This is a genomic window from Akkermansia sp. NBRC 115031 (assembly GCF_030268505.1).
GTDB classification, from domain to species: Bacteria; Verrucomicrobiota; Verrucomicrobiia; order Verrucomicrobiales; family Akkermansiaceae; genus Akkermansia; species Akkermansia massiliensis.
The window spans coordinates 107,403-127,365 of the sequence record NZ_BSQU01000001.1; the positions used below are offsets into that span (position 1 = coordinate 107,403).

16 protein-coding genes are annotated in these 19,963 nt (G+C 57.9%); 11 read left to right on the forward strand and 5 right to left on the reverse strand.

All coding sequences use genetic code 11. The features are described from left to right. The first annotated feature begins 45 nt into the window (after nt 1–45). Both QSJ36_RS00445 and QSJ36_RS00450 read left to right on the forward strand, forming a co-directional pair. Nucleotides 46–1,659 (forward strand): putative Na+/H+ antiporter, encoded by a 1,614-nt coding sequence (locus QSJ36_RS00445; RefSeq protein WP_022396674.1) that lies wholly within the window; start codon nt 46–48, stop codon nt 1,657–1,659. A 24-nt stretch (nt 1,660–1,683) separates the two neighbouring features. After that, nucleotides 1,684–2,286, forward strand: a complete 603-nt coding sequence (locus tag QSJ36_RS00450) for a riboflavin synthase (RefSeq protein WP_102736305.1) — start codon at nt 1,684–1,686, stop codon at nt 2,284–2,286. Nucleotides 2,287–2,555: 269 nt separating this feature from the next. On the opposite strand, the gene QSJ36_RS00455 is transcribed toward QSJ36_RS00450, so the two are convergent. Next, nucleotides 2,556–3,416 carry a 50S ribosomal protein L11 methyltransferase gene (locus QSJ36_RS00455; RefSeq protein ID WP_285466056.1) on the reverse strand — a complete coding sequence of 287 codons (861 nt, stop codon included), beginning with the start codon at nt 3,414–3,416 and terminating at the stop codon, nt 2,556–2,558. A 626-nt stretch (nt 3,417–4,042) separates the two neighbouring features. On the opposite strand from QSJ36_RS00455, the gene QSJ36_RS00460 reads away from it, so the two are divergent. Next, on the forward strand, nt 4,043–5,440 hold the full coding sequence (locus tag QSJ36_RS00460) for a hypothetical protein (protein WP_285466057.1): 1,398 nt from the start codon (nt 4,043–4,045) through the stop codon (nt 5,438–5,440). A 74-nt stretch (nt 5,441–5,514) separates the two neighbouring features. On the opposite strand, the gene QSJ36_RS00465 is transcribed toward QSJ36_RS00460, so the two are convergent. Continuing rightward, nucleotides 5,515–7,374: a 4-alpha-glucanotransferase gene (locus QSJ36_RS00465; protein ID WP_285466058.1), complete on the reverse strand. Its 1,860-nt coding sequence runs from the start codon at nt 7,372–7,374 to the stop codon at nt 5,515–5,517. Nucleotides 7,375–7,952: 578 nt separating this feature from the next. Then, entirely contained in the window at nt 7,953–8,099 is a 147-nt protein-coding gene (locus QSJ36_RS00470) for a hypothetical protein (RefSeq protein WP_156340816.1), read from the reverse strand. 32 nt (nt 8,100–8,131) lie between these two features. On the opposite strand from QSJ36_RS00470, the gene QSJ36_RS00475 reads away from it, so the two are divergent. Further along, the gene (locus QSJ36_RS00475) at nt 8,132–8,749 is read left to right on the forward strand and encodes a hypothetical protein (protein WP_102731142.1); all 618 of its coding nucleotides are present in this window, start codon (nt 8,132–8,134) and stop codon (nt 8,747–8,749) included. Between the two features lie 112 nt (nt 8,750–8,861). Here QSJ36_RS00475 and rimO read toward each other — a convergent pair whose 3' ends face one another. Both rimO and QSJ36_RS00485 read right to left on the reverse strand, forming a co-directional pair. Then, complete coding sequence (gene rimO / locus QSJ36_RS00480; protein ID WP_102727001.1) at nt 8,862–10,220, reverse strand: 30S ribosomal protein S12 methylthiotransferase RimO; 1,359 nt, start codon at nt 10,218–10,220, stop codon at nt 8,862–8,864. A 26-nt stretch (nt 10,221–10,246) separates the two neighbouring features. Continuing rightward, nucleotides 10,247–11,683, reverse strand: a complete 1,437-nt coding sequence (locus tag QSJ36_RS00485) for an NfeD family protein (protein WP_285466063.1) — start codon at nt 11,681–11,683, stop codon at nt 10,247–10,249. A gap of 232 nt (nt 11,684–11,915) precedes the next feature. Here QSJ36_RS00485 and dnaG point away from each other — a divergent pair, with 232 nt between their 5' ends. The 7 genes from dnaG (at nt 11,916) to QSJ36_RS00520 (ending at nt 19,737) form a co-directional block, all read left to right on the forward strand. Further along, nucleotides 11,916–13,718, forward strand: coding sequence for a DNA primase (dnaG, locus tag QSJ36_RS00490; protein ID WP_146020039.1), 1,803 nt, complete (start codon nt 11,916–11,918; stop codon nt 13,716–13,718). Between the two features lie 59 nt (nt 13,719–13,777). Then, entirely contained in the window at nt 13,778–15,871 is a 2,094-nt protein-coding gene (gene rpoD / locus QSJ36_RS00495; protein WP_102722820.1) for an RNA polymerase sigma factor RpoD, read from the forward strand. 20 nt (nt 15,872–15,891) lie between these two features. After that, nucleotides 15,892–16,641 (forward strand): M15 family metallopeptidase, encoded by a 750-nt coding sequence (locus tag QSJ36_RS00500; RefSeq protein ID WP_285466067.1) that lies wholly within the window; start codon nt 15,892–15,894, stop codon nt 16,639–16,641. Between the two features lie 95 nt (nt 16,642–16,736). Beyond that, a complete protein-coding gene (locus QSJ36_RS00505; RefSeq protein WP_285466069.1) occupies nt 16,737–17,789 on the forward strand; it encodes a TQO small subunit DoxD in 1,053 nt (350 codons plus the stop codon). 290 nt (nt 17,790–18,079) lie between these two features. Next, complete coding sequence (locus QSJ36_RS00510; RefSeq protein ID WP_146020038.1) at nt 18,080–18,376, forward strand: hypothetical protein; 297 nt, start codon at nt 18,080–18,082, stop codon at nt 18,374–18,376. A gap of 225 nt (nt 18,377–18,601) precedes the next feature. Continuing rightward, nucleotides 18,602–19,015: a hypothetical protein gene (locus tag QSJ36_RS00515; RefSeq protein WP_022396686.1), complete on the forward strand. Its 414-nt coding sequence runs from the start codon at nt 18,602–18,604 to the stop codon at nt 19,013–19,015. Nucleotides 19,016–19,047: 32 nt separating this feature from the next. Next, on the forward strand, nt 19,048–19,737 hold the full coding sequence (locus QSJ36_RS00520; protein WP_285466073.1) for a hypothetical protein: 690 nt from the start codon (nt 19,048–19,050) through the stop codon (nt 19,735–19,737). Nucleotides 19,738–19,963 lie beyond the last annotated feature (226 nt).

Below are 19,963 nucleotides of genomic sequence, written 5' to 3' on the forward strand. Positions count from 1 at the left end.
TTCCGCTCGCGGAAGAAAGGGGAGGTGTTTAGTCTGTCCGCAGACATGAGCTGTATTTGTCATTTCTTCAAAGTTCTGGCGCGCCGTGCGGGTCTGCTCACTACCGTGGCTGCCGCCGCCTTTTTCCTGGGGGCTCCTGCCGGTGAAGCTTCGGCTCGCGCGGCGGAACCTGCCTATCCCGCTACGGAAGTGGGGGGGGAATCACAGTACAGCCATTTTCCCATTCCCCTGAACCAGTACAAGCCCGCGCCGCCGGATGCCAGCCTGTCCCAGGTGCTCACGGAGCGCAACAAGCAGTCCGGCGGGTTCAACCTGGCCGTGACGCTCGTGTTCCTGGGGGCCATTATCCATACGTTCCTGGCCGGGCGGTTTGAACGCTATTCCCACAAGCTGGCCCTGCGCTACAAGGAAAAGCTCAAGGAAACCAACTTCCGCGTGATGCACCCGGAGGAGCGTCTTCCGGTCTCCTTCGCGTCCGCCATCTTCCATTTCCTGGGGGAAGTGGAAGCCGTGTTCGGCATCTGGATCATCCCCTTCATGTTCGTGTGCTGGAAGTATTATTCCTTTGAGGACTTCTCGGCCTACTTGAATTACGACTGCTCCTTCACGGAGCCCATGTTCGTGATGATTATCATGATCATCGCCTCTTCCCGCCCCATCTTCAAGCTGGCGGAATCCGTAGTCAACTACGGCGCCAAACTTGGAAAATCTTCGCCCGGGGCCTGGTGGATTTCCGTGATGACCCTTGCCCCCCTGCTCGGCTCCCTGATTACGGAACCTGCCGCCATGACGATCGGCGCCCTGATCCTGAGCAAGAAGTTTTACGACCTCAAGCCGAAGAAGACCCTGATGTATGCAACGCTGGGGCTGCTTTTTGTGAATATTTCCATCGGGGGCACCCTGACGCATTTTGCCGCCCCCCCCGTGGTGATGGTGGCGGAAAAGTGGGACTGGGGTCTTGCGCACATGATCCAGCACTTCGGCTGGAAGGCCGTTTCAGCCATCATCATTTCCAACCTGGCCTACTTTTTCCTCTTCCGCAAGGAATTCGCCCGCCTGGCCGCCCAGCAACGCGAGTTCAACGAGTTTGACGACGCCGTTCCCCAGTCCTGGGAAGACCGCAATGACAAGATACCGGCGTGGGTGACGCTGGCGCACGTCTGCTTTCTGACCTGGACGGTTCTCTTCGCCCATGAGCCGGTCATGTTCATCGGCAGCTTCCTCTTCTTCATTGGCTTTACGGTGGCTACCCCGCAGTACCAGAACCAGATGTCCCTGCGCGTTCCCATGATGGTGGGCTTCTTCCTGGCGGGCCTGGTCATTCTGGGCGGCGTCCAGGCCTGGTGGCTGGAACCGGTGCTGACGCGGCTGGGGGACTACGCCATGATCGGGGCCACGCTGCTGACAGCGTTCAACGACAATGCCGCCGTCACCTTCCTGGCGTCCACGGTTCCCAACCTGCCGGAAGCCGTCAAGTATTCCGTGGTGGCCGGCGCCGTGACGGGCGGCGGCCTGACGGTAATCGCCAACGCCCCCAACCCGGCGGGGCAGGCCATTCTGGGCAAGTACTTCAAGGGCATCAATCCCCTGTGGCTGTTTGCCTGGGCGGCTTTTCCCACCGCCATCGTGTTCATCTTCTTCACCTGCTTCGGCCATTAAGGGCCGGAACCGGAGCTTACTCTTATGTTTACCGGACTCGTTGAAACAACAGGAACCGTGGAAGGGTTTACGCCCATCAACGGCGGAGCCAGACTGACGCTGATTATTCCATTCGGCCATGAACTTTCCCTGGGGGATTCCGTCGCCGTCAACGGCTGCTGCCTGACGGTGGACGCCCTGGACGGTGAGCGCGTCTCCTTTGACCTGCTTTCCCAGACCCTCCGCGTCACCAGCCTGGGAAACCTCCAGCCGGGGGGGCTGGTGAACCTGGAACGCGCCATGTCCGCCATGGACCGCTTCGGCGGCCACTTCGTGATGGGGCATGTGGACAATACCGGAACTATTACGGCCCTGGAGCCCGTGGGGCAGGACCACCGCCTGGAAGTGCGCATTCCGGATGAACTGGCCCGCTACTGCATTGACAAGGGCTCCATCACCATTGACGGCATTTCCTTGACGATTGCGAATTTGAACGGCTCCCTGCTTGAATTCTGGATCACGCCCCATACCTTCGGACGCACGAACCTGCAGCGCGCCGTTTCCGGCCAGCCGGTGAATCTGGAAGTGGATATGCTGGCCAAGTATGTGGAAAAGCTGTTTACTGCCCGTGAAAACGCGGCGGGGTGAGGCTTTCCGGAGAGTGAGGCAAAGTGTGAAACCCGCGGGGCGCATTGATGCTTGTGCAGGGCGGACGGTGCATTCCGCTGGCTTGTGAAGGTACTTCCTGCCGGGAACAGGGCTTTCCGGCCCTGAAAAAACCTTGTTCAAGGAGTACGCGCTGGATGACGGGAGGGTATCCGTGATGAAGAACACCAGGGCCGGGAGGCCCTGGTTCCCAGTTGGATGTTGATTGGCATGCCGGGGCAAGTGTTATTCCATGCCCCGTGAAGGAATGCTTACTTCACCATGCCGCCCTTGGCTGTGACCCATTTGCCGCGTTTGATGACCCGGTCAAAGGAAAGTCCGTTGCGTTCGGCCGCGGATTTCGTTTCTTCCCATTGGGAGGCCAGAATCCCGGAAATGACCAGCACGGCATCCTTCTTCATGGCGGCGATGATGTGCGGGAAGGCTTTTTGAAGGATGGTGGAAAACAGGTTGGCGACGACCAGATCCCCCTTCTGCCGGGCTGCGGGCGTCCATTCAAAGACGTCCCCGACGAATAAATCAAGCTCTTCGCCGGTGACGTCATTGCGTTCCATGTTGTGCCGTGCCACTTCAATGGCCATGGGGTCAAAGTCGAAGGCCGTGGCGTGTTCCGCTCCCAGCTTCAGCGCCGCAATGGCCAGCACGGCGGTTCCGCAGCCGATGTCCGTCATGCTCCAGGCGGTTCCCCTGCGGGATTTGGCAGCGTCACAGATGAAGCGCAGGCAGGTGGACGTAGTGGCATGGTCTCCGGTCCCGAAGGCCATTTCCGCAGGAACGCTCAGGATATGGCGCGCGGGGAATTGCTTCCGCAGGGCGGCCAGCTTCTCCGGAGAACTCTGCTCCGTAATGACCAGGGCATCCCTTATTTTAAGCGGAGCGCGTTCTTCCCGGCTCTGCGCCGCCACCCAGTCCCGGGTTTTGATTTCCCGGACGGTCCCCCCAAAATATTCCTTCAAGGTCAGGGCGTCTTCCTCATGGTCGCAGTAGACGGTGATTCTGATGGTCTTGCCCCCCTTGATGATGGTGATGGAGGCATTGGGATTTCCGGCAATGCGTTCGCTCCAGGCGTCTTCCCATTTGGCAGGGGACAGTTTGTTCCAGCTCCAGATCATGCGGGGAGTATGGTTGCTTTTCCGGCGGTAGGCAAGGATGGATATGCCTGTTTGGCGAGAAGATTCATCGGCCGGAACGTCTGCCCGGAATATCAGTAAAAAGGCAGATGAAGTTCCATAGGAAATGGTTGAAATTCATTTTTCATGAGCTGTTAATTTCCTTTGTGCGGATTGTTAATCCGAGGTCAAGCTTCGATTTTAAGGACAAGGAACTTGTGCCAAACCTTCCCGGATCATTAAAAGCTGTTCTCCCTTCTGGAATGGCTTGTCCGGTACCTGGAGCGCCGCAGGCCTCTGTGGCAATCGGCATTCACCGCGTCCCTCGGACATGCCGGATTTTAGAAGAGTAAATTACCTAATTATCAGTTTTTTACTTAAATTTTACGGAGGTCTGCGGATCTTCAGCCGGCTATCAGAAACATTGCGTTTTTTCATGCAATGGCTCCGGTTTGGCCGGTTCCGGAAGAGAGTCATGGGCTGCATATTTCTTATATTTTATAACGGATTAACAATCCGTAAATTATGATTTTCCAATCAATTTGAGCTTTTTAAAAATGGATTTACCTTTGTCCATAAAATATTCTCCTCTTTACAGGCTTTCCATACTCTATCTCATGATTCCCGTCATGATATTCATTGCAGGATGGATGCATTGGTATATCGCTCTGCCCCTGTTGGGGAGCTATTGCTATTTAGAGTTTTTAGAATATCGAAGAAGCAGGCGCTGTTTCTGCTGGCGCTTATTTATAAAAGAAAATTGTTCTGTCAAAAGACTTATAACGGGAATCATTCTGTTGTTATGGCTTATATTATCCGGCTGGGGGGGAGTGGTGTGGCAGCATCCTGATTTCATCGTCCGGAATTCCATGCTGGGCGCCCTTTCGTTGGAATCCTGGCCCGTCAAATATTCGGAAGATACCTATTTTTGCTATTACTTTGCCAGTTATTTGCCAGCGGCACTGTGCGGGAAAATATTCGGCTTGGCAGCAGCCAAGATAATTTTGGTGCTTTGGTTTTCCTTGGGATTGTATCTGGTATGGTTGTGGATGTGTGAATATTGCGGCTCTTTTTCCTTCATGGTGTTGAGTTCATTAATCTTATTCGGTTCCCTTACTTCCGTCCGGCTGTTATTTAAAGTGTTCCTTCCAGGCCTGGAATACGGGCTTCCGTTTATTTCTATTGCTCAGCAAATTACCTTAACGGCGCATCAGGCAGTGCCAGTCATGCTGATTCTTTGCCTGATTGTAGCGGGAAGAGTGAAAGTGGAACAGTCGGTGTTCCTGCTTGCGGCTACCGCTTTGTATTCCCCTTTGTGCGCATTTTTTATGTTGTTTATATTTTTAGCCTTTCTGGTTCAGGAGAAGATTGGCAAATCCGGAGAATGGAAACAGTTGTTTTCCTATGGCAATATCATAAGCGGGGCGACGGGCATTTTAATTGTTTTATTTATGTCCTGTAATATTTCCGTTTCCCGGAAAAGTTATTTTTTGTTTCCCTATTCCGACGTTGTTTTTTGGATTTATATTATGACTTCTTTTGTTTTTTACTGCCTGTTCTGTATGGAGGAATACAAAAAGGATATTATGTTTTACACCGTACTGGCGGTGTCTCTGGCGCTTCCTTGTTTCTATATCGGAAATGATATCAACGATTTTGCATGCAAGAGCAGCATCATTGGAACATTCGTTATATTGATGTTCGTTCTCAGGAGCGTTGTACGCCGTCCCCGCAAAAAAATATGGTATATGGCCTGTCTGATTTTTGGGGGAGCGCTTGTCTCTTGCCCACTGGGAATTTACGCTTCATGCACCCCCCTGTTTTTAAGTATTCAAGACAGGCTGTATGGTTTTCTCCCCGATTCATCCGTCAAATTGCTGCTTCGCGGGAAAACGTGTTTTCCTCATATGAGGTATCAAGACGGCTGGGGAAATACCATGTATCATCCCGAACATTACTGGTACCCGAATTTCACAGGTAAAAAGAATGGCTTGCTAGGCTTATTCTATAAATTGGACAAGTCCTGATGATGGCAATATCACCGCACCCGGGAGAAAGGCGTTGGCATGCCCCGGCTCAATTCGCCATTCCTTTGTTGCCGTTACAATGTTTTCCCGTTGGGCCACATCAGCATCCGTTTCAGGAAGCGTTCGTTGTTGACGGTGACCTTCGGGAAGAGGCGCCTGCTGGATTCCTTGAGCGCCCTGATGGCGTCTTCTCCCTGCAGCGGCGCGCGGTCCGAACCGCTGATGACGGTGCGCAGCCATGCGGTCTGGGGCATGTCATAAGCTTCCACGGCCTTGAAGGGCATGCGTTCCCTCCAGTTGGTGCCTCCCGTGGTGCCGGGGATGTTCAGGCGCTTGTTGACGTCAAAGAGGGCAGGCCAGAGAATGGCCGCGTAACGGGAGTTGGAACGGAACAGGGCATTGTACATGGCCGTCTTGATTTCCAGGTTCCAGTAGGAGAGCCAAGTGTCCGGCTGCATCCCGGCGAAGTCCGCAAACCATTTCAGCAGGCGCGCTCCGTCCTCCGCCTGGCGCACGATGTTTTCCTGTTCCGGGTTGGACGGCGTTTTGGGAGAGATTCCCTCCCACAGACCCAGCTTGCGGGCACGCTCGATTTTGGCGTAGCTGTCGTTCCAGGTCTGCATGATGGTTTCAAAATCATGCGTGCCGAATGCCGCGAAGGAGCATTCGTGATATTCCTTTCCGGGGATGATGTTGCCGTCCGGTTTGATTTCCCAATGGGGAATCTTGAAGCCGGGAATGTCCAATTGGCGCATGTTCGGGCGCACGTATTCCGGCACACAGCCCAGGTCTTCCCCCACCACGCTGACGCCGGGGGCGGCAGAGATCAGGAGGCGAAGGTACAGGTCTCCGTCCGTCAGGTTCAGGTTGCGGTCCACGGCGTTGTCATCCCCGCGGGGCTTGAAGCCGGGCAGCCTGCCGCCCGTTCTCTGGGCCGCCTGCTCCAGCGTGAGCGGCAGGAAGACCTCGTTTTCCGTAGGCTTCCACGGGAAGGAGTAAATGCGGTAAAAGCCCAGGATATGGTCAATCCTGTACATGCTGAAAATCTTGGTGCAGTATTTTACCCGGCGCCGCCACCAGGCGAAGTTGTCCTGGGCCATGACTTCCCATTTGTACAGGGGAATGCCCCAGTTTTGCCCCCATTTGCCCGTGAAGGGGTCTTCCGCGTAGTTGCCTTCCGCAGGAGCGCCTCCGCACCAGTCCGTATCAAACAGGTAGCGTTCAAAAAAGACGTCCGCACTGCACAGGGAAACGCCGATGGGGATGTCCCCCATCAGTTTCACGTTGCGTTCGTCCGCATAAATCCGGATGAATTCCCATTGCTTTTCACAGAGCCACTGGAGCCAGCGGGCAAAGTCCTTTTCTTCCTCGTAATCGGCGGCGATGGTTTTGGCCCGGGCCGGGTCCTGCTCCGGCCAGTGCCACCAGATTTCCGTGCCGAACAGGTCGCAGAGAACCTGGAAGCAGACAAAGTCTTCCAGCCAGCTTCCCTGTTCCTTCACCCATTCCCTGAACTTGGGCATGATGCCCTCATATTCCGGCTTGGTTTTAAAGTTGTTCCATGCGCCCCGCAGAATCCACATTTTCCAGAACCTGACCTTGGGGTAGTCTACCAGATTCGGGCCGGAGGGTTGTTCCCACGGGAGCGTGTCCCCGGTTTCATTGAATACGCGTTCTTCCAGGCCGGGGATGGTCCAGGGTTCCAGGGAAAGGTACAGGGGTTCCAGAGCCACGGAGCTGATGGCGGAATAGGGGGAAGGGTTTTCGTCCCGGCCCAGGGCGTTGACGGGCAGCAATTGGAGAAATCCCACATGGGCATCCGCCGCCCAGTCAATCCACTGGCGCAGAGCCGTCAGATCCCCGATGCCGTGGTCGTTGTTGCGGCGCAGGGAGAACAATGGCAGAACTACGCCGGCTAATCTCTTCTCATCCATAACAGAACAAATGCTTGAACGGTTCCCCCGGATGGAACTGTGCCAAACGTGGGAACCGCAGGTGGCAGAATAGCATTGCCGGGAGGAATGCGGCAAGCCTAATACGTTGCCTTTGCGCCATGATTTGAGGTTTCCCCGGGAAGAGAGCGGGGAAGGGAATCCGTAAGGACGGCCTGTTTTTCCCCGCCTGGGGAACCGCTTACTTTTCCCGGCCCCGGCTGCCTGCCGGGAGCGTGTTTCAGGGATGGAATAGGTTCCGCTGCGGGGAACAGCATGATGGCCGGGGTTCCCTGTTTGTTGATGGAAAATCCCGGTCTCCGCTTTTTTCCGTCTTCCTTCCATGAAGTGAAGGGGCCCGGCAGGAGTCGGGCATGATTTCTTCCGCCCTGCGGATTTTGTATTTGCAGAGCGGCGTGGAGAAGTAATCGAAGCAGGCGCCGGACCCGCGGCAGGACAAGGGAGGGGGCTCCGTCCGAGTCATCAGGGGGGGCGCATCAGAGTGCTGCCCTGGGTTTCTTTTGCCTTCATCATGCAGCATGACGAAACAACCAGGAAAAGCGCCGGGAAAAATCCCTTGATCATTTGGAAGTGAGGTTGATATGCTGCAAGCCTGTACGGAAGTTTTCTTGACTGTCCAGCACGAAGGAACGCTTATTGGCGGGAAAGCCGGGATTTTTCTTGTTGAAACGGCATCCTGCATCAACAGGCGCAAATTCTGCTTCCATCCGCAATCTGTGGCAGTTAAGATGCCCGGCAAATGAAATTGGCACTTCTCCCTTCCGCTCTGCTGGTGCTGCTGGCTTCCTGCGGTCCGAACAAGCATTTGAATGCCTGGGACCGCCAGAGTTCAGCGCTGGATCCCGTAGGCATCACTTCCAAGAAAATGGCGGCCAAGAACAAGGCGGACCAGGCATTTTACAAGCCGGGGGAATCCGTTACGTTCAAGAAGGAAAAAATGATGGTGTTCGAGCAGAATCCGGAGAATAATTTTTCCACGAGCGGAACCGTCAGGGGCGGCGTGAAAACCGGGAAGGTGCTGGTTTGCGGTGATTTGTTCGCCAAGGTTGAGTTTGAGGACGGCAGCCAGGGCTACGTGAGTCTGTCGGAAATCGTCAATCCGCAGGAAATGATGGGCTTTTATCCCGTCACCGCTCCCGACATGGTCGGTCCGGACGGAGCCCTGCTTCCGTTGCCCGCGAACATGGGCGCCGTCAGTCCGGAAGCCGCTGCGGCTTCCCGCGAACTGGATTTGTCCCGGATGAATACTTCCCTGGTCCCCGTTCCGGATTCCGCTTCTCCGTCACCTTCGGGAGCCGCACCGCAGGAAGCCCCTCCGGCCAGCGCGCCTCTCCCGGAATCAAGCGTGAAACAATAAGCGCCTTTGGCTCAGATGCCGGAGATGAGTGATAAGGGATCAGATATATCCCGGCTTGCGCCGTGCCTGTCGCTCTTGTCTCTGATGCTCCCATCCAGCCGCCCGCGGAATCTTATTCTGCCGTCAGTTCATACGCCACGGCATCCGTTACGGTGACGGTGGCGAATTCGCCGACGGGCAGCGTCAGGGGGACGGAAACGGTGCCGTCGATGTCCGGGGCGTCCCATTCCGTTCTGGCAACGCCGGGAGCGTCCACCAGCACGCGGATTTTCCTGCCGATCTGTTCCTGGCCCGTTTCCGAGGCAAGGCGGGTCAGGAGCATGGTGGCTTCATTGTAGCGGCGCGCCTTGGTGCGGTGGTGCACCTGGTTCGGCATCTTGTAGGCCTTCGTGCCTTCCTCCCGTGAGAAGGTGAAGATGCCGGCCCGTTCAAAGCGGAACTCCTCAATGAACTCCATCAATTCCTGATGGTCGTCCTCCGTCTCTCCGGGGAATCCGGTGATGAAGGTGGTGCGGATGGCGATTCCCGGAACGGCCTTCCGGATGTCCCGCAGGAGGTTGCGGATGTAGTCCCCGTCCGTCACGCGCTGCATGGCGCTGAGCATGTTGTCGGAAATGTGCTGGAGGGGGATGTCCACGTAGCGGGCCACCTTGGGGCTTTCCGCGATGGCGGCGGTCAGTTCGTCGCTCCAGTGGGCGGGGTGGGTGTAAAGAAGCCTGATCCAGAATTCCCCTTCAATGGCGTTCAGGGCGCGGATCAGGGAGGCCAGGGACTCTCCGCGGGAGGAATCCACCGCGCTGCGGCGGTTCGGGCGCGCATCCGTCCATTTGTCCATGCCGTAGTAGGTAATGTCCTGCGCAATGAGGCAGATTTCCTTCACGCCGGACCGGATGAGGGCTTCCGCTTCACGCACCACGTCCTGCTGGGAGCGGCTGCGGTGGCGTCCCCGGATCATCGGGATGATGCAGTAGGCGCAGCCGTGGTTGCAGCCTTCCGCTATCTTGATGTAGGCCGTATGCGGGGGAGTAAGGCGGTAGCGCGGCGTGTCCCAGTCCGGCACGTACTTGCACTTGCCTTGGATGAAGTTCCGGTCCTGCACGGTCCGGTCCATCACCTCCGTGATGATTTCCGGGAGCCTGGTGATCTGGTCCGGGCCGATGAAGGCGTCCACCTCCGGCAGCAGGGCGGGCAGTTCCTTCTGAAAGCGCTGGGACAGGCAGCCTGCCACGATGAGCTTCTGGTTTTCCGGATAGGCACCGCTTTCCCTGGCGCGCACGACGTCCAGAATGGCGTCGATGGCTTCCTGCTTGGCCTGGTCAATGAAAGCGCAGGTGTTGACCACCATCACGTCCGCCAGCTCAGGTTCCGGAGTCATGGTCATGCCGGCCTTCTGCATGTGGCCGATCATGATTTCAGAGTCGATCAGGTTCTTGGGGCAGCCCAGGGAAATGAGTCCAACGGTGAGAGGCATGGCAGTGAGTGAAAAGCGTGATGGCGTCAGTCCCCGGAGGGGGATTCGTCCCTGACGACGACGAGGTCGAACGGACGGATGTCCACGACGCGCACAGGGGTACCCTTAATCAGTATGCCTTGTCGAGAGAAAACCTCGCATATTTCGCCATGGATCATGGCCTTGCCGTTGGGCTTCAGTTCCGTGACGGCGTTCCCCCGGTCGCCTACCTGCACGCGCGCAATGTTGACGGCTTCCCCGGCGGGGCCACCGCTGACCGTGGCGTTCGTGACGCGGCGCATCAGGACAGAGTCCGGCAGGTACTTCATCAGCACGGCGATCAGGATGGCGCCCCCGGTCAGGCCCAGGGCCAGTTTCAGGAGGGGGATGCCCAGGACCATCGCCAGCGTGTTGACGTCGTCCCACTGTCCGTCCCGGATGATGTGGTCCCATTCCCAGGAGCTGATCATGCCGCCGAACAGGGCCAGGAAGATGCAGATACCGCCCGCAATGGCCGCAATGAAGGTGCCCGGGATGACGAAGAATTCCACGCACAGCAGGACCACGCCCAGAATGAGCAGGGCCGCCGTTTCATAACCGGCCAGGTTCCCGGCGATGTTGTTGCCGAAGAAGAACAGGGCAAACGCGGCAATGGCCACGATGCCGCCGATGCCGAACCCAGGCGTCTTGAATTCCATGTAGATGCCGCCGATTCCCAGCAGGATCAGTATGGGGGAGGCCCACGCAATCCAGAGGCCGATGCGTTCAAAGGCGGTGGGTTCCGCCGTGACCGTGGGGGCGTCCACCTTCTCCTGGGCCAGCAGGTCCGTGACGGAGGTGGCCGTTCCCTGGGCCAGCAGGGGCCTGCCGTCTTCCAGCCGCGTGGCGGCCTCCTTGCCCGTCAGGGTCAGGAGCGCGCCTTTTTCCAGCTTGACGGGGCCGAATTGCTGCTCCTGGTCGGAAGGGATCATCATGGCCTTCACTACTTCCGGGCGGTAGCCCTTTTCTGTTACCACGGAGCGGGTGAAGGCCCAGAAGGCGCTTTCCGCCTTCTTGCGCATGACGGGGTCCATCTCCTCCCCGGAGGAGGTGATGATGCCCGCCGCGCCGATGGAGGAGACGGGCGCCATGTAAATCTTGTCGCACGCCGCGGAGATGAGCGCCCCGGCGGACATGGCCTTGGGATTCACGTAGGCGTAAGTGGGGATGGTCAGCGGCTGGATGCTTTTCATCATCATCTCGCTGGTTTCCCAGGCCAGGCCGCCGGGCGTGTTCAGGTCAAACACCACGGCGCGCGCCTGTTCCTCCTGCGCCCGCTTCAGGATGCGGTTCATGAAGCCGAAGCTCTGCTTGCTGGTCAGGGAGTCCTCCCCCACCGGAATGACCACTACCCGGTCGCGGAAGGATTCCTCCGCGGTCGCCCGGAACGGGGAGCCGGCGAACAGGGCCAGCAGAGCCAGCAACAGAAGGTGAATGTGCTTCATGCAGACAGGCTAACACGTTCCGCGCCCGCGCTCAATGGGGAAATGCGTTCCGTGCGGACGGGGAGGCCGGATGCCGCCGCGCCGTTTCACCCGGTTTTCCTGAGGAACACGGGAGCTCCTTTGTTTTTCCAGTGCGCGCCCGGTTGTTTCCTCCCCCTGTTTTCCTGTGAATGGCGTCCTGATTCTGTCTTCTTGTGCACCCGGCGGGGCTGTGATAGACTGGCCGCGCCTTATGGGAAGGATTGATGAAGACAGCATCCGGCGCGTTCTGGAAGCCACGGACATTGTAGATGTGGTGGGTTCCTATCTTTCCCTGAAAAGGGCCGGGTCCCGGTGGAAGGCGTGCTGCCCGTTCCATAATGAGAAGACGCCTTCCTTCATCGTGGACCAGACCCGGCAGAACTTCAAATGCTTCGGCTGCGGGGAAGGGGGATCCGCCATCACCTTCGTGATGAAGATGGAAAACCTGGGCTTTGCGGATACCGTGCGGCGGCTGGCGGAAAAAGCCGGCATTACCCTGGTGGAGGAAGTGTATGACGCCGCGGAGGAAAAGCGGCGCAAGGCGCGCACGGCCCTGCTGGTGGCCCATAAGAAGGCGGCCGAGTTTTTTCACAGGCTCCTGCTCCGTTCCCCGAAGGCGGCGGAGGCCAGGGCCTACCTGAATTCCCGCGGATACGGGGCGGACATGGCGAAGCGCTGGCAGGTGGGCTGGGCTCCTGATTCTTCACGGGAGTTCCTGGCCTGGGCGCGTAAGGAGGGGCTTCCGGACCAGGTTTTGATAGATTCCGGCCTTGCCAACCGCGGAGAGCGCGGGGACCTGTACGCCCGGTTCCGGGACAGGCTGATGTTCCCCATTAACAATGTGTACGGGGAATGCGTGGCGTTCTCCGGACGAATTCTGCGGCCCCAGGAAAACGTGGGCAAGTACGTCAACTCCCCGGAAACGTCCATTTTCAAGAAAGGGGATGTGGTGTTTGCCCTGGACAGGGCGCGCAGCCCCATGGGGAAGAGCGGCAAGGCCCTGCTGTGCGAAGGGCAGCTTGACGTCATCGCCTGCCATGAGGCCGGCATTTCCTTTGCCGTGGCTCCTCTGGGAACGGCGTTCACGCCGGAGCACGCCAGAACGCTTTCACGCTATGCCTCCCGCATTGTCGTATGTTTTGACGCGGACAAGGCGGGCATGGCGGCGGCGGACCGCGCCTTCCGGGAGCTGGCCCCATTCGGCAAGGATGTTTACCTGGTGAATCTTCCGGAGGGGGACGATCCGGACTCCTTCATGAAGAGGGAAGGGAAGGAAGCGTTTTCAGAGATGGTGGAGCAGGCCCGTCCTTTCTTTGAGGTCCGCATTGAACGCGCCAAGGAACGCGGCCTGCTGACTGACGCCGCCGCCAGCGCCGCCTTTGCCCGTGAGATGACGGCCCTGCTGGCCTGCATGAGCGACCCCGTGGCCCGCGACCTGGCAACGGCGGACGTCGCCACCAGGATGCGCACGACCGTGAATGACCTGCGGAGCGCCGTCAGGACGGCCGGACGCCGCAAGGGAAGGGAACAGGCACAGTCCGCGGATCGTGCGGCGGCTGCGGAAGTTCCTCAGACGCAGCCCCCCGTGAAGATGGACCGCGCCGTGGCCGTGCTTTGCGAGTTGTCCCTCCAGAACGCCCGTGCCCAGGGGCTCATCGTGGACCGTATTGAAGAATTGCTGGAGCCGATGCGGATGCTGCAAGGGGGGGGAATCCTGAAAAAAATCCTGGCACGGCTTCCTTCTCCGGACAGTCCCGCGGCCATTCAGGCTTTTCTGGCGTCCCTGCCACAGCCGGAACGGGATGCCCTGAACCTGCTGAACCTGGACCCGGTGCCCATCCCCGATGTGGACCGGAGCGTCCAGGAAGCCTGCTCCGGCATTGCGAAGGCGGCCCTGGAAAGGCATATCGCGTCCCTGATGGCGGAATTGGCGGACCCCTCCACGGACGCCGCCAGAAGGCTGGAATTATCCAAACTTAGTGTTGACTTGAAGCGTTTGCTGGGTACAATGTAGTGCCTCGATACCTCCGGGTATTGATATAATGGTGAATTGTGCCCTCTTCTTTTCAAGATATGTCCAAATCCGGTGACCCATCCTCCTCTTCTCCCAAGAAGACTTCCGCCAGCAAAAAAGCTTCTGAATCCAAGGAAAAAGTAGCGTCCAAGCCTGCCGCAAAAACTTCCAAAACCACTTCCAAGGCAGCCCCTGCCAAAAAAGCCCCCGCCAAGGCCGCCGCTCCGGCGGCTAAAAAGCCCGCAGCCGCCAAGCCCTCAGCGGAAAAGAAAGCCCCGGTGAAAAAGGCGTCTCCGGCCCCTGCCGCCGGGAAGGCCGCAGTACCCGCCAAAAAGGCTCCGGCAAAGGCGCCCGCGGCCGCACCGGCCAAGAAAGCCGCCGCTCCCGCCGCCAAGAAGGCTCCTGCCAAGCCGGCGGAAAAGAAACCCGCCGAAAAGAAGGCCTCCAAGCCTGCCGCTAAGGCGGAAGCTCCCAAGAAGTTGAGCGAAATCCTGGAAGAGGAACGCAAGAGGGCCGCCAGCCGCAAGGTCACGAATCCGATTGACGCCCCGGAAATCCAGGAAAAAATCCGTGAACTGATCAAGCTCGCCAAGGAGCAGGGCTACCTGACTTTTGACGACATCAATGACTCCCTTCCCAACGACATCGTTGACCAGCAGGACTATGAGGCCATCATGGACCGCCTGCGCAGCATGGCGTTTGACATCATTGACGCGTCCGACGTGGACAGCTACACGGACCGCACCCGCATCAACACGGAGGAAGAAGACGAGGAGGAAAAGCTTGAAGCCAAGATGGACATTCTGGACGACCCCGTCCGCATGTACCTGAAGCAGATGGGCCAGGTTTCCCTGCTCACCCGTGAAGAGGAAGTGGCCATCTCCAAGAGGATTGAGGATGCGGAACAGAACGTCCAGCGCTGCGTGCACCGCTTCGGCTTCATTGCGAACGCCTATCTGGACGTGGCCTACCGCCTGCTGGACAACGAGGAACGCTTTGACCGCGTCATCCTTGACAAGAAGATCGACTCCCGCGAACGCTACATGAAGGGGCTGGCCCAGCTCTGCGCCCAAATCCAGCAGACCCATCAGGACGCTTCCAGCGCCTTCCGCAAGCTGTACCGCAGCAAGGAGGCCGCCAAGTCCGTGAAGGCCCGCCAGGCGGAGTTTGACAAGATCACCGGCGTTCTGGTGAAGCTCTTCGGCCGCCTGTACTTCAAGCACAAGGTGATTGAGGATTTCTGCTCCATGATTGACGAGGCCCGCGACCGCGTGCTCCGCATGCAGAAGAAGGTAGCCCAGGACCCGTCCAACAAGGAGCTCAAGGAACACCTTGCGGAACTGGAACTGCGCATGTGGATGACTGCGGATGAAATGGGGGAAGCCTATCAGGAGCTCCGCAAGTGGCTCCGCGAAGCCCGCCGGGCCAAGGACGAGATGGTGGAAGCCAACCTGCGCCTGGTCATTTCCATTGCCAAGAAGTACACCAACCGCGGCCTTTCCTTCCTGGACCTCATTCAGGAGGGCAACATGGGCCTGATGAAGGCGGTGGAAAAGTTCGAATACCGCCGCGGCTACAAATTCTCCACGTATGCCACCTGGTGGATCCGCCAGGCCATCACCCGCTCCATTGCGGACCAGGCCCGCACCATCCGCATTCCCGTGCACATGATTGAAACCATCAACAAGCTGATGCGCGTTCAGAAACAGCTGGTGCAGGAATACGGCCGCGAACCTACGCCGGAGGAAATCGCGGAGGAAATCCACCTGCCCGTGGAACGCGTGCGTTCCGTGCTGAAAATGGCCCAGCAGCCCATTTCCCTGCAAGCCCCCGTAGGGGATTCCGACGACACCTCCTTTGGTGACTTCATTGAAGACAAGGCGGCGGAAAATCCCATGGAGGAAGCCTCCTTCTCCTTCCTGAAAGAGAAAATCAAGGATGTGCTGGACACCCTTACGGACCGCGAGCGCGAGGTTATTGAACAGCGCTTCGGCCTCCGGGACGGCAGCCCCCGCACCCTGGAGGAAGTGGGGCGCCAGTTCAGCGTCACGCGGGAACGCATCCGCCAGATTGAGGCCAAGGCCCTCCGCAAGCTGCGCCATCCCACGCGCATCAGCAAGATCAAGGGATTCCTGGAAATGACGGAATCCTGACCGGATTTGCGCCGCATGCCGTGCTACGCTCCGTGGTCATGAAGACCTGCGTGGCCGCGGCATGCGGCATTTTCATTTTACTGGCTTCCTGCTCAGGCAGCGGGGAATTCAAGCCCTCTTTCAACCAGCCCCTCCAGCCCGTGATGCAGCCGGGCTTTGTGTACGTGGACCAGGTGGCTCCGCTGGTGAAGACCAACCTGAAGTATGCCGGGTATGACAATTTCGTGGGGCGTCCGCTGGACGGCTACCACGGCAGGCGCGCCATCCTGCGCACCCAGACGGCGCACGCCCTGAAAAAAGTCTCGGAAGACCTGTACAGGCAGGGCTACCTGCTGGAAATCTATGACGCCTACCGCCCCCACACCGCCGTGCTGGACATTTGCAAATGGGGCGCGGACGCCGGAGACCAGAAGATGAAAGCCCGGTATTACCCGAACATTGACAAGGCCAAGGTGTTCGGGGACCACTACGTGCGCGACTTCTCGGAACATTCACGCGGCGTGGCTGTGGACGTCTCCCTGCTGTATGCCAAAACCGGAAAGCCCGTGGACATGGGCGGCCATCATGACCTGCTGGACCCCAGTTCCGCTACGGATACCACGCTGGTGACCCCGGTCCAGCACCGGAACCGGATGATTCTGAAAAAGGCTTTTGAAAAGCAGGGGTTCGCCAACTATTCTCCGGAATGGTGGCACTACCGTCTGCTGAATGAACCCGCGCCCTCCCTGCATTATTACTTCCCGGTGTGGGACGGCATGGCCTCCCGGTAAATCTTTGACGCGTCCGCTGTCACGGACCGGGCATTTTATCCTTTGATTTTTTTCCGACGGAAATAGGATGGCGGAATACTGAAGAATTTGACCAGATGAAAGAAGAACATTCCCATGATTCCGCCATGCAGCCCGAAGCCTACCGCTGGGCTGCCGTAATGGCCCTCCCTCTGCGTCTGGTAGTAGGCTGGACGTACTTCTCCGCGTTCTGGCGCCGCCTGGTGCTGGAAAACAAGCTGATTCCGGATGATCCGGGATACATCGGCGTCAAATTCAACCACTTCCTTCCCAATGCGCTGGGAATCAAGCCGGTCATTGAATATCTGGTGACGCACCCGTCCGAACTCTGGTGGTTCATGGTGGCGTTTACCATCATTGAATTCCTGGTGGGGCTGATGCTCATGCTGGGGCTGCTGACGCGCCTGGCGAGCGTGGGCGTTTTCTGCCTGGCGCTGGGCATTCTGCTGGGTTCCGGCTGGCTGGGAACCACCTGCCTGGACGAATGGCAGATAGGCATTCTGGGCATGTGCGCCGGACTGCTCCTGTTCCTGACCGGGGGCGGTTCCTGTTCGCTGGACGGCAGGCTTTCCAAACTTCCGTGCTGCGCGCGCCGTTCCTCCCTGTTTGCCTGGGTGGGGTCCGGTCCGCTGCCGCTGGGATACGGCCGCATGGCCCGCGTTTCCATCTGGGGATCCGTGTTCATGATGCTGGTCACGCTGGGAACCAACCAGTTCTTTCATGGCGGCGTATGGGGGCCGCTCCATAACAAATCCGTGAAGCCCCTGCTGGAAGTCAGCGGGGCCTCCCTGTCCGGGCAGGAATTGCGCTTCAACGTATTCCGCACGGAAGGCGTGGATACCTACGGCTCCTTCCTCGTCCGCATCAGGCTGACGGACGGCCAGGGCAACACCCTGTGGAAAATGGAGGCGGACCAGCTTTCCGCGCTTCCCCCCTCCGCTATGGAGAACGCTTATCTGGCAAAGGTCAAGCCGGGCGCCTTCGGGCTGGTCGTTCCGCTGGGGGCCAGGGCCGGCGTAACACTCCCCGCCGCGCTTTCTGCGGTTCCGGAAGGTCCGCTTTCCGTAGTGCTGACGGATGTAAGCGGCAAGGAATGGTCCGCCCCGGTCCGGAAGGCCGGCGGCGTATGAGCGGCCCCGGAAGAAGGAGAAAGGCGGGATAAAAGGAAAGAATTCCCGGCTGGGGATTCTTTCCGGAGGTGGCTATGTTTGTCCGTGCCGCGCTGTTTTTCATCTTCGAGAGCTTCTTTGTTTCAAAGCGATACGTTCCTTTCCATCTTGACAGAATGAAGGGAGGGGATAAAAGGGGAGTAATGAAAACTACCCTGATCATACTTTGTTTCGCCTGCTTTTCGGCCGTTTCCCCGGCGGAAGAAACCTTGAAATCCCTTCTCAAGGAAAGGGAACGGCTTTTATCCAGCATGGCTGAACTGGCGCAGGAACAGTACAAGTCCGGCATGGTTCCCTGGGAGGAAGTGACGCGGGCCAACTTGAACTTGCTGGAATTCCGCCGAAACAACGCCGGATCTCTGAAAGAAGCCATCGCCGTCCAGAAGGAACTGGTCAAGTATCTGGAGCAGCTCTTTCGGGATGCGGAAAAGGCCTATGCTTCCAGCGTGGGAGATAAAATGATGGTTCTCAAGGGCCGGGACGCATGGCTTGCCGCCAAGTGCACCCTGTTGTCCATGGAGAGCCGTTTGGGAGGGGAAGGGAAGTAGCCGGAAGCTGCGGCTGCACGGTGGCGGTATAAACGGCATTTGTTCATGCCGGGTTTTTCCATGCCGCTGAAAGGCGCGCATGGCTGTTGTGAATGATGGTTCCCCGTATTGGGAAAGCCCCTGTTTTCTTTCCGGACGCGGGAGGCTAGGGTATTCGTGCAGCGTTTGCCGCTGGACGCGTCCTTTCCGGATGCGGCGGCAAACCGCAACCCATGTTGAAACATCATGTCTGACGAGAAAAATAATGATTCATCCTTCCATTTTCCGGAATCGGATGAAAAGCAGTTCTTGGAAAAAATGGAACGGCTGGAAGGCAAGCTGGATGATCTGGAGCAGCAAGTGCTCCAGGCTCTGTCTGAAGTGGAAATCCCGAATACCTGGCTGGAGGAATGGGAAAAGTTTACGAACTCTGCGCCTGAACCCGGCGAACGGGAAATCAGGAAGTGGGTGGAAACCCAATTGGGCAAGCTGAAGGGGTTTGAAGCCCTGGACCAACTGGAACAGAACCAGATCGCGTCTCTATACCAGGACGCCCTCCTGTTCTCCCGGGAGATTTTGTCCAGAAAAGAGCAATTGGGCGGCACGCTGACGGATGAAGAACGTGATGTGCTGAATTATATTCAAAATTCAATTCGATAAATACCATGACTCCATTACTTCATCTCAGGCACTTGTTTGACTTTATAGCAACCAGGTATTTTTCCCGCCAGGATGGAAGGCGCAGGCTGGATGCCTTTCTCGTTCAGGAAGGCCATGCGGCGCTTCCTCATTATAATTATATCATGGAAAGGCTTTCGGGGTTGCCTCTGACCCGGCATTCCGCCTTAGTCCAGATATTGGCCGGCATTGTGACGGCGGTGATAAGTTGCCGCCTCCATTACAGGGACAATACGCATTATCCTGCCCGCATTCCCACTTGGATCACTTTTTCCCGGTATGCCTACCTTAATCCGGGAGCCGGAGGGTATCTGATGGGAATGGCGCCGCATCCGGACGCAGCCCTTCTGCCAGGCGTTCCATTGTCCTCCCTGAATCATGCCTTCTCTCCTTTTGGCGGTGCAACCGGGTACGATCCCGTTAGTGGGCATGTCCATGTGCGCCATGGGTTTAATGCCTACATCAAGTGCTCGGGCAATAACATTTATGTTGCCTTCCGGGAGACGGATACGGGACATTGGGGTGTCTTGGTTCCCAACGTATTGACGGATATTTTCCAGTTGTATTCCTGTGACATTTGCTACGTTAGGGCGGCGGGACTGATTCGCCATTTGTTGAATCATGTGCCGGGAATAGTGTCCTTGCAGGCCACCGGCATTCCCTGGGCGGCGGCATGGCCCAATTCGGGGTGGCGGCCAATGTAGGGTCACCTCTCCCGGTTGGCGGCGTCGCGGTGAATGCTGCGGGATTGTCCGGTAATTCCTTGCAGGCGCTGGGTGCAGACCGTTTGGCGGTCGCTGCCGGCGTCTTGGACCATATAACCACTTACTGTGATCCGGTCAGTACGTATGGCGGAGGATTGGTGGGCGGCCGGTACCGCATCCCCAGGCAGAACGCGCCCCTTTCCAACGGCCATGGCATTGCCGATGT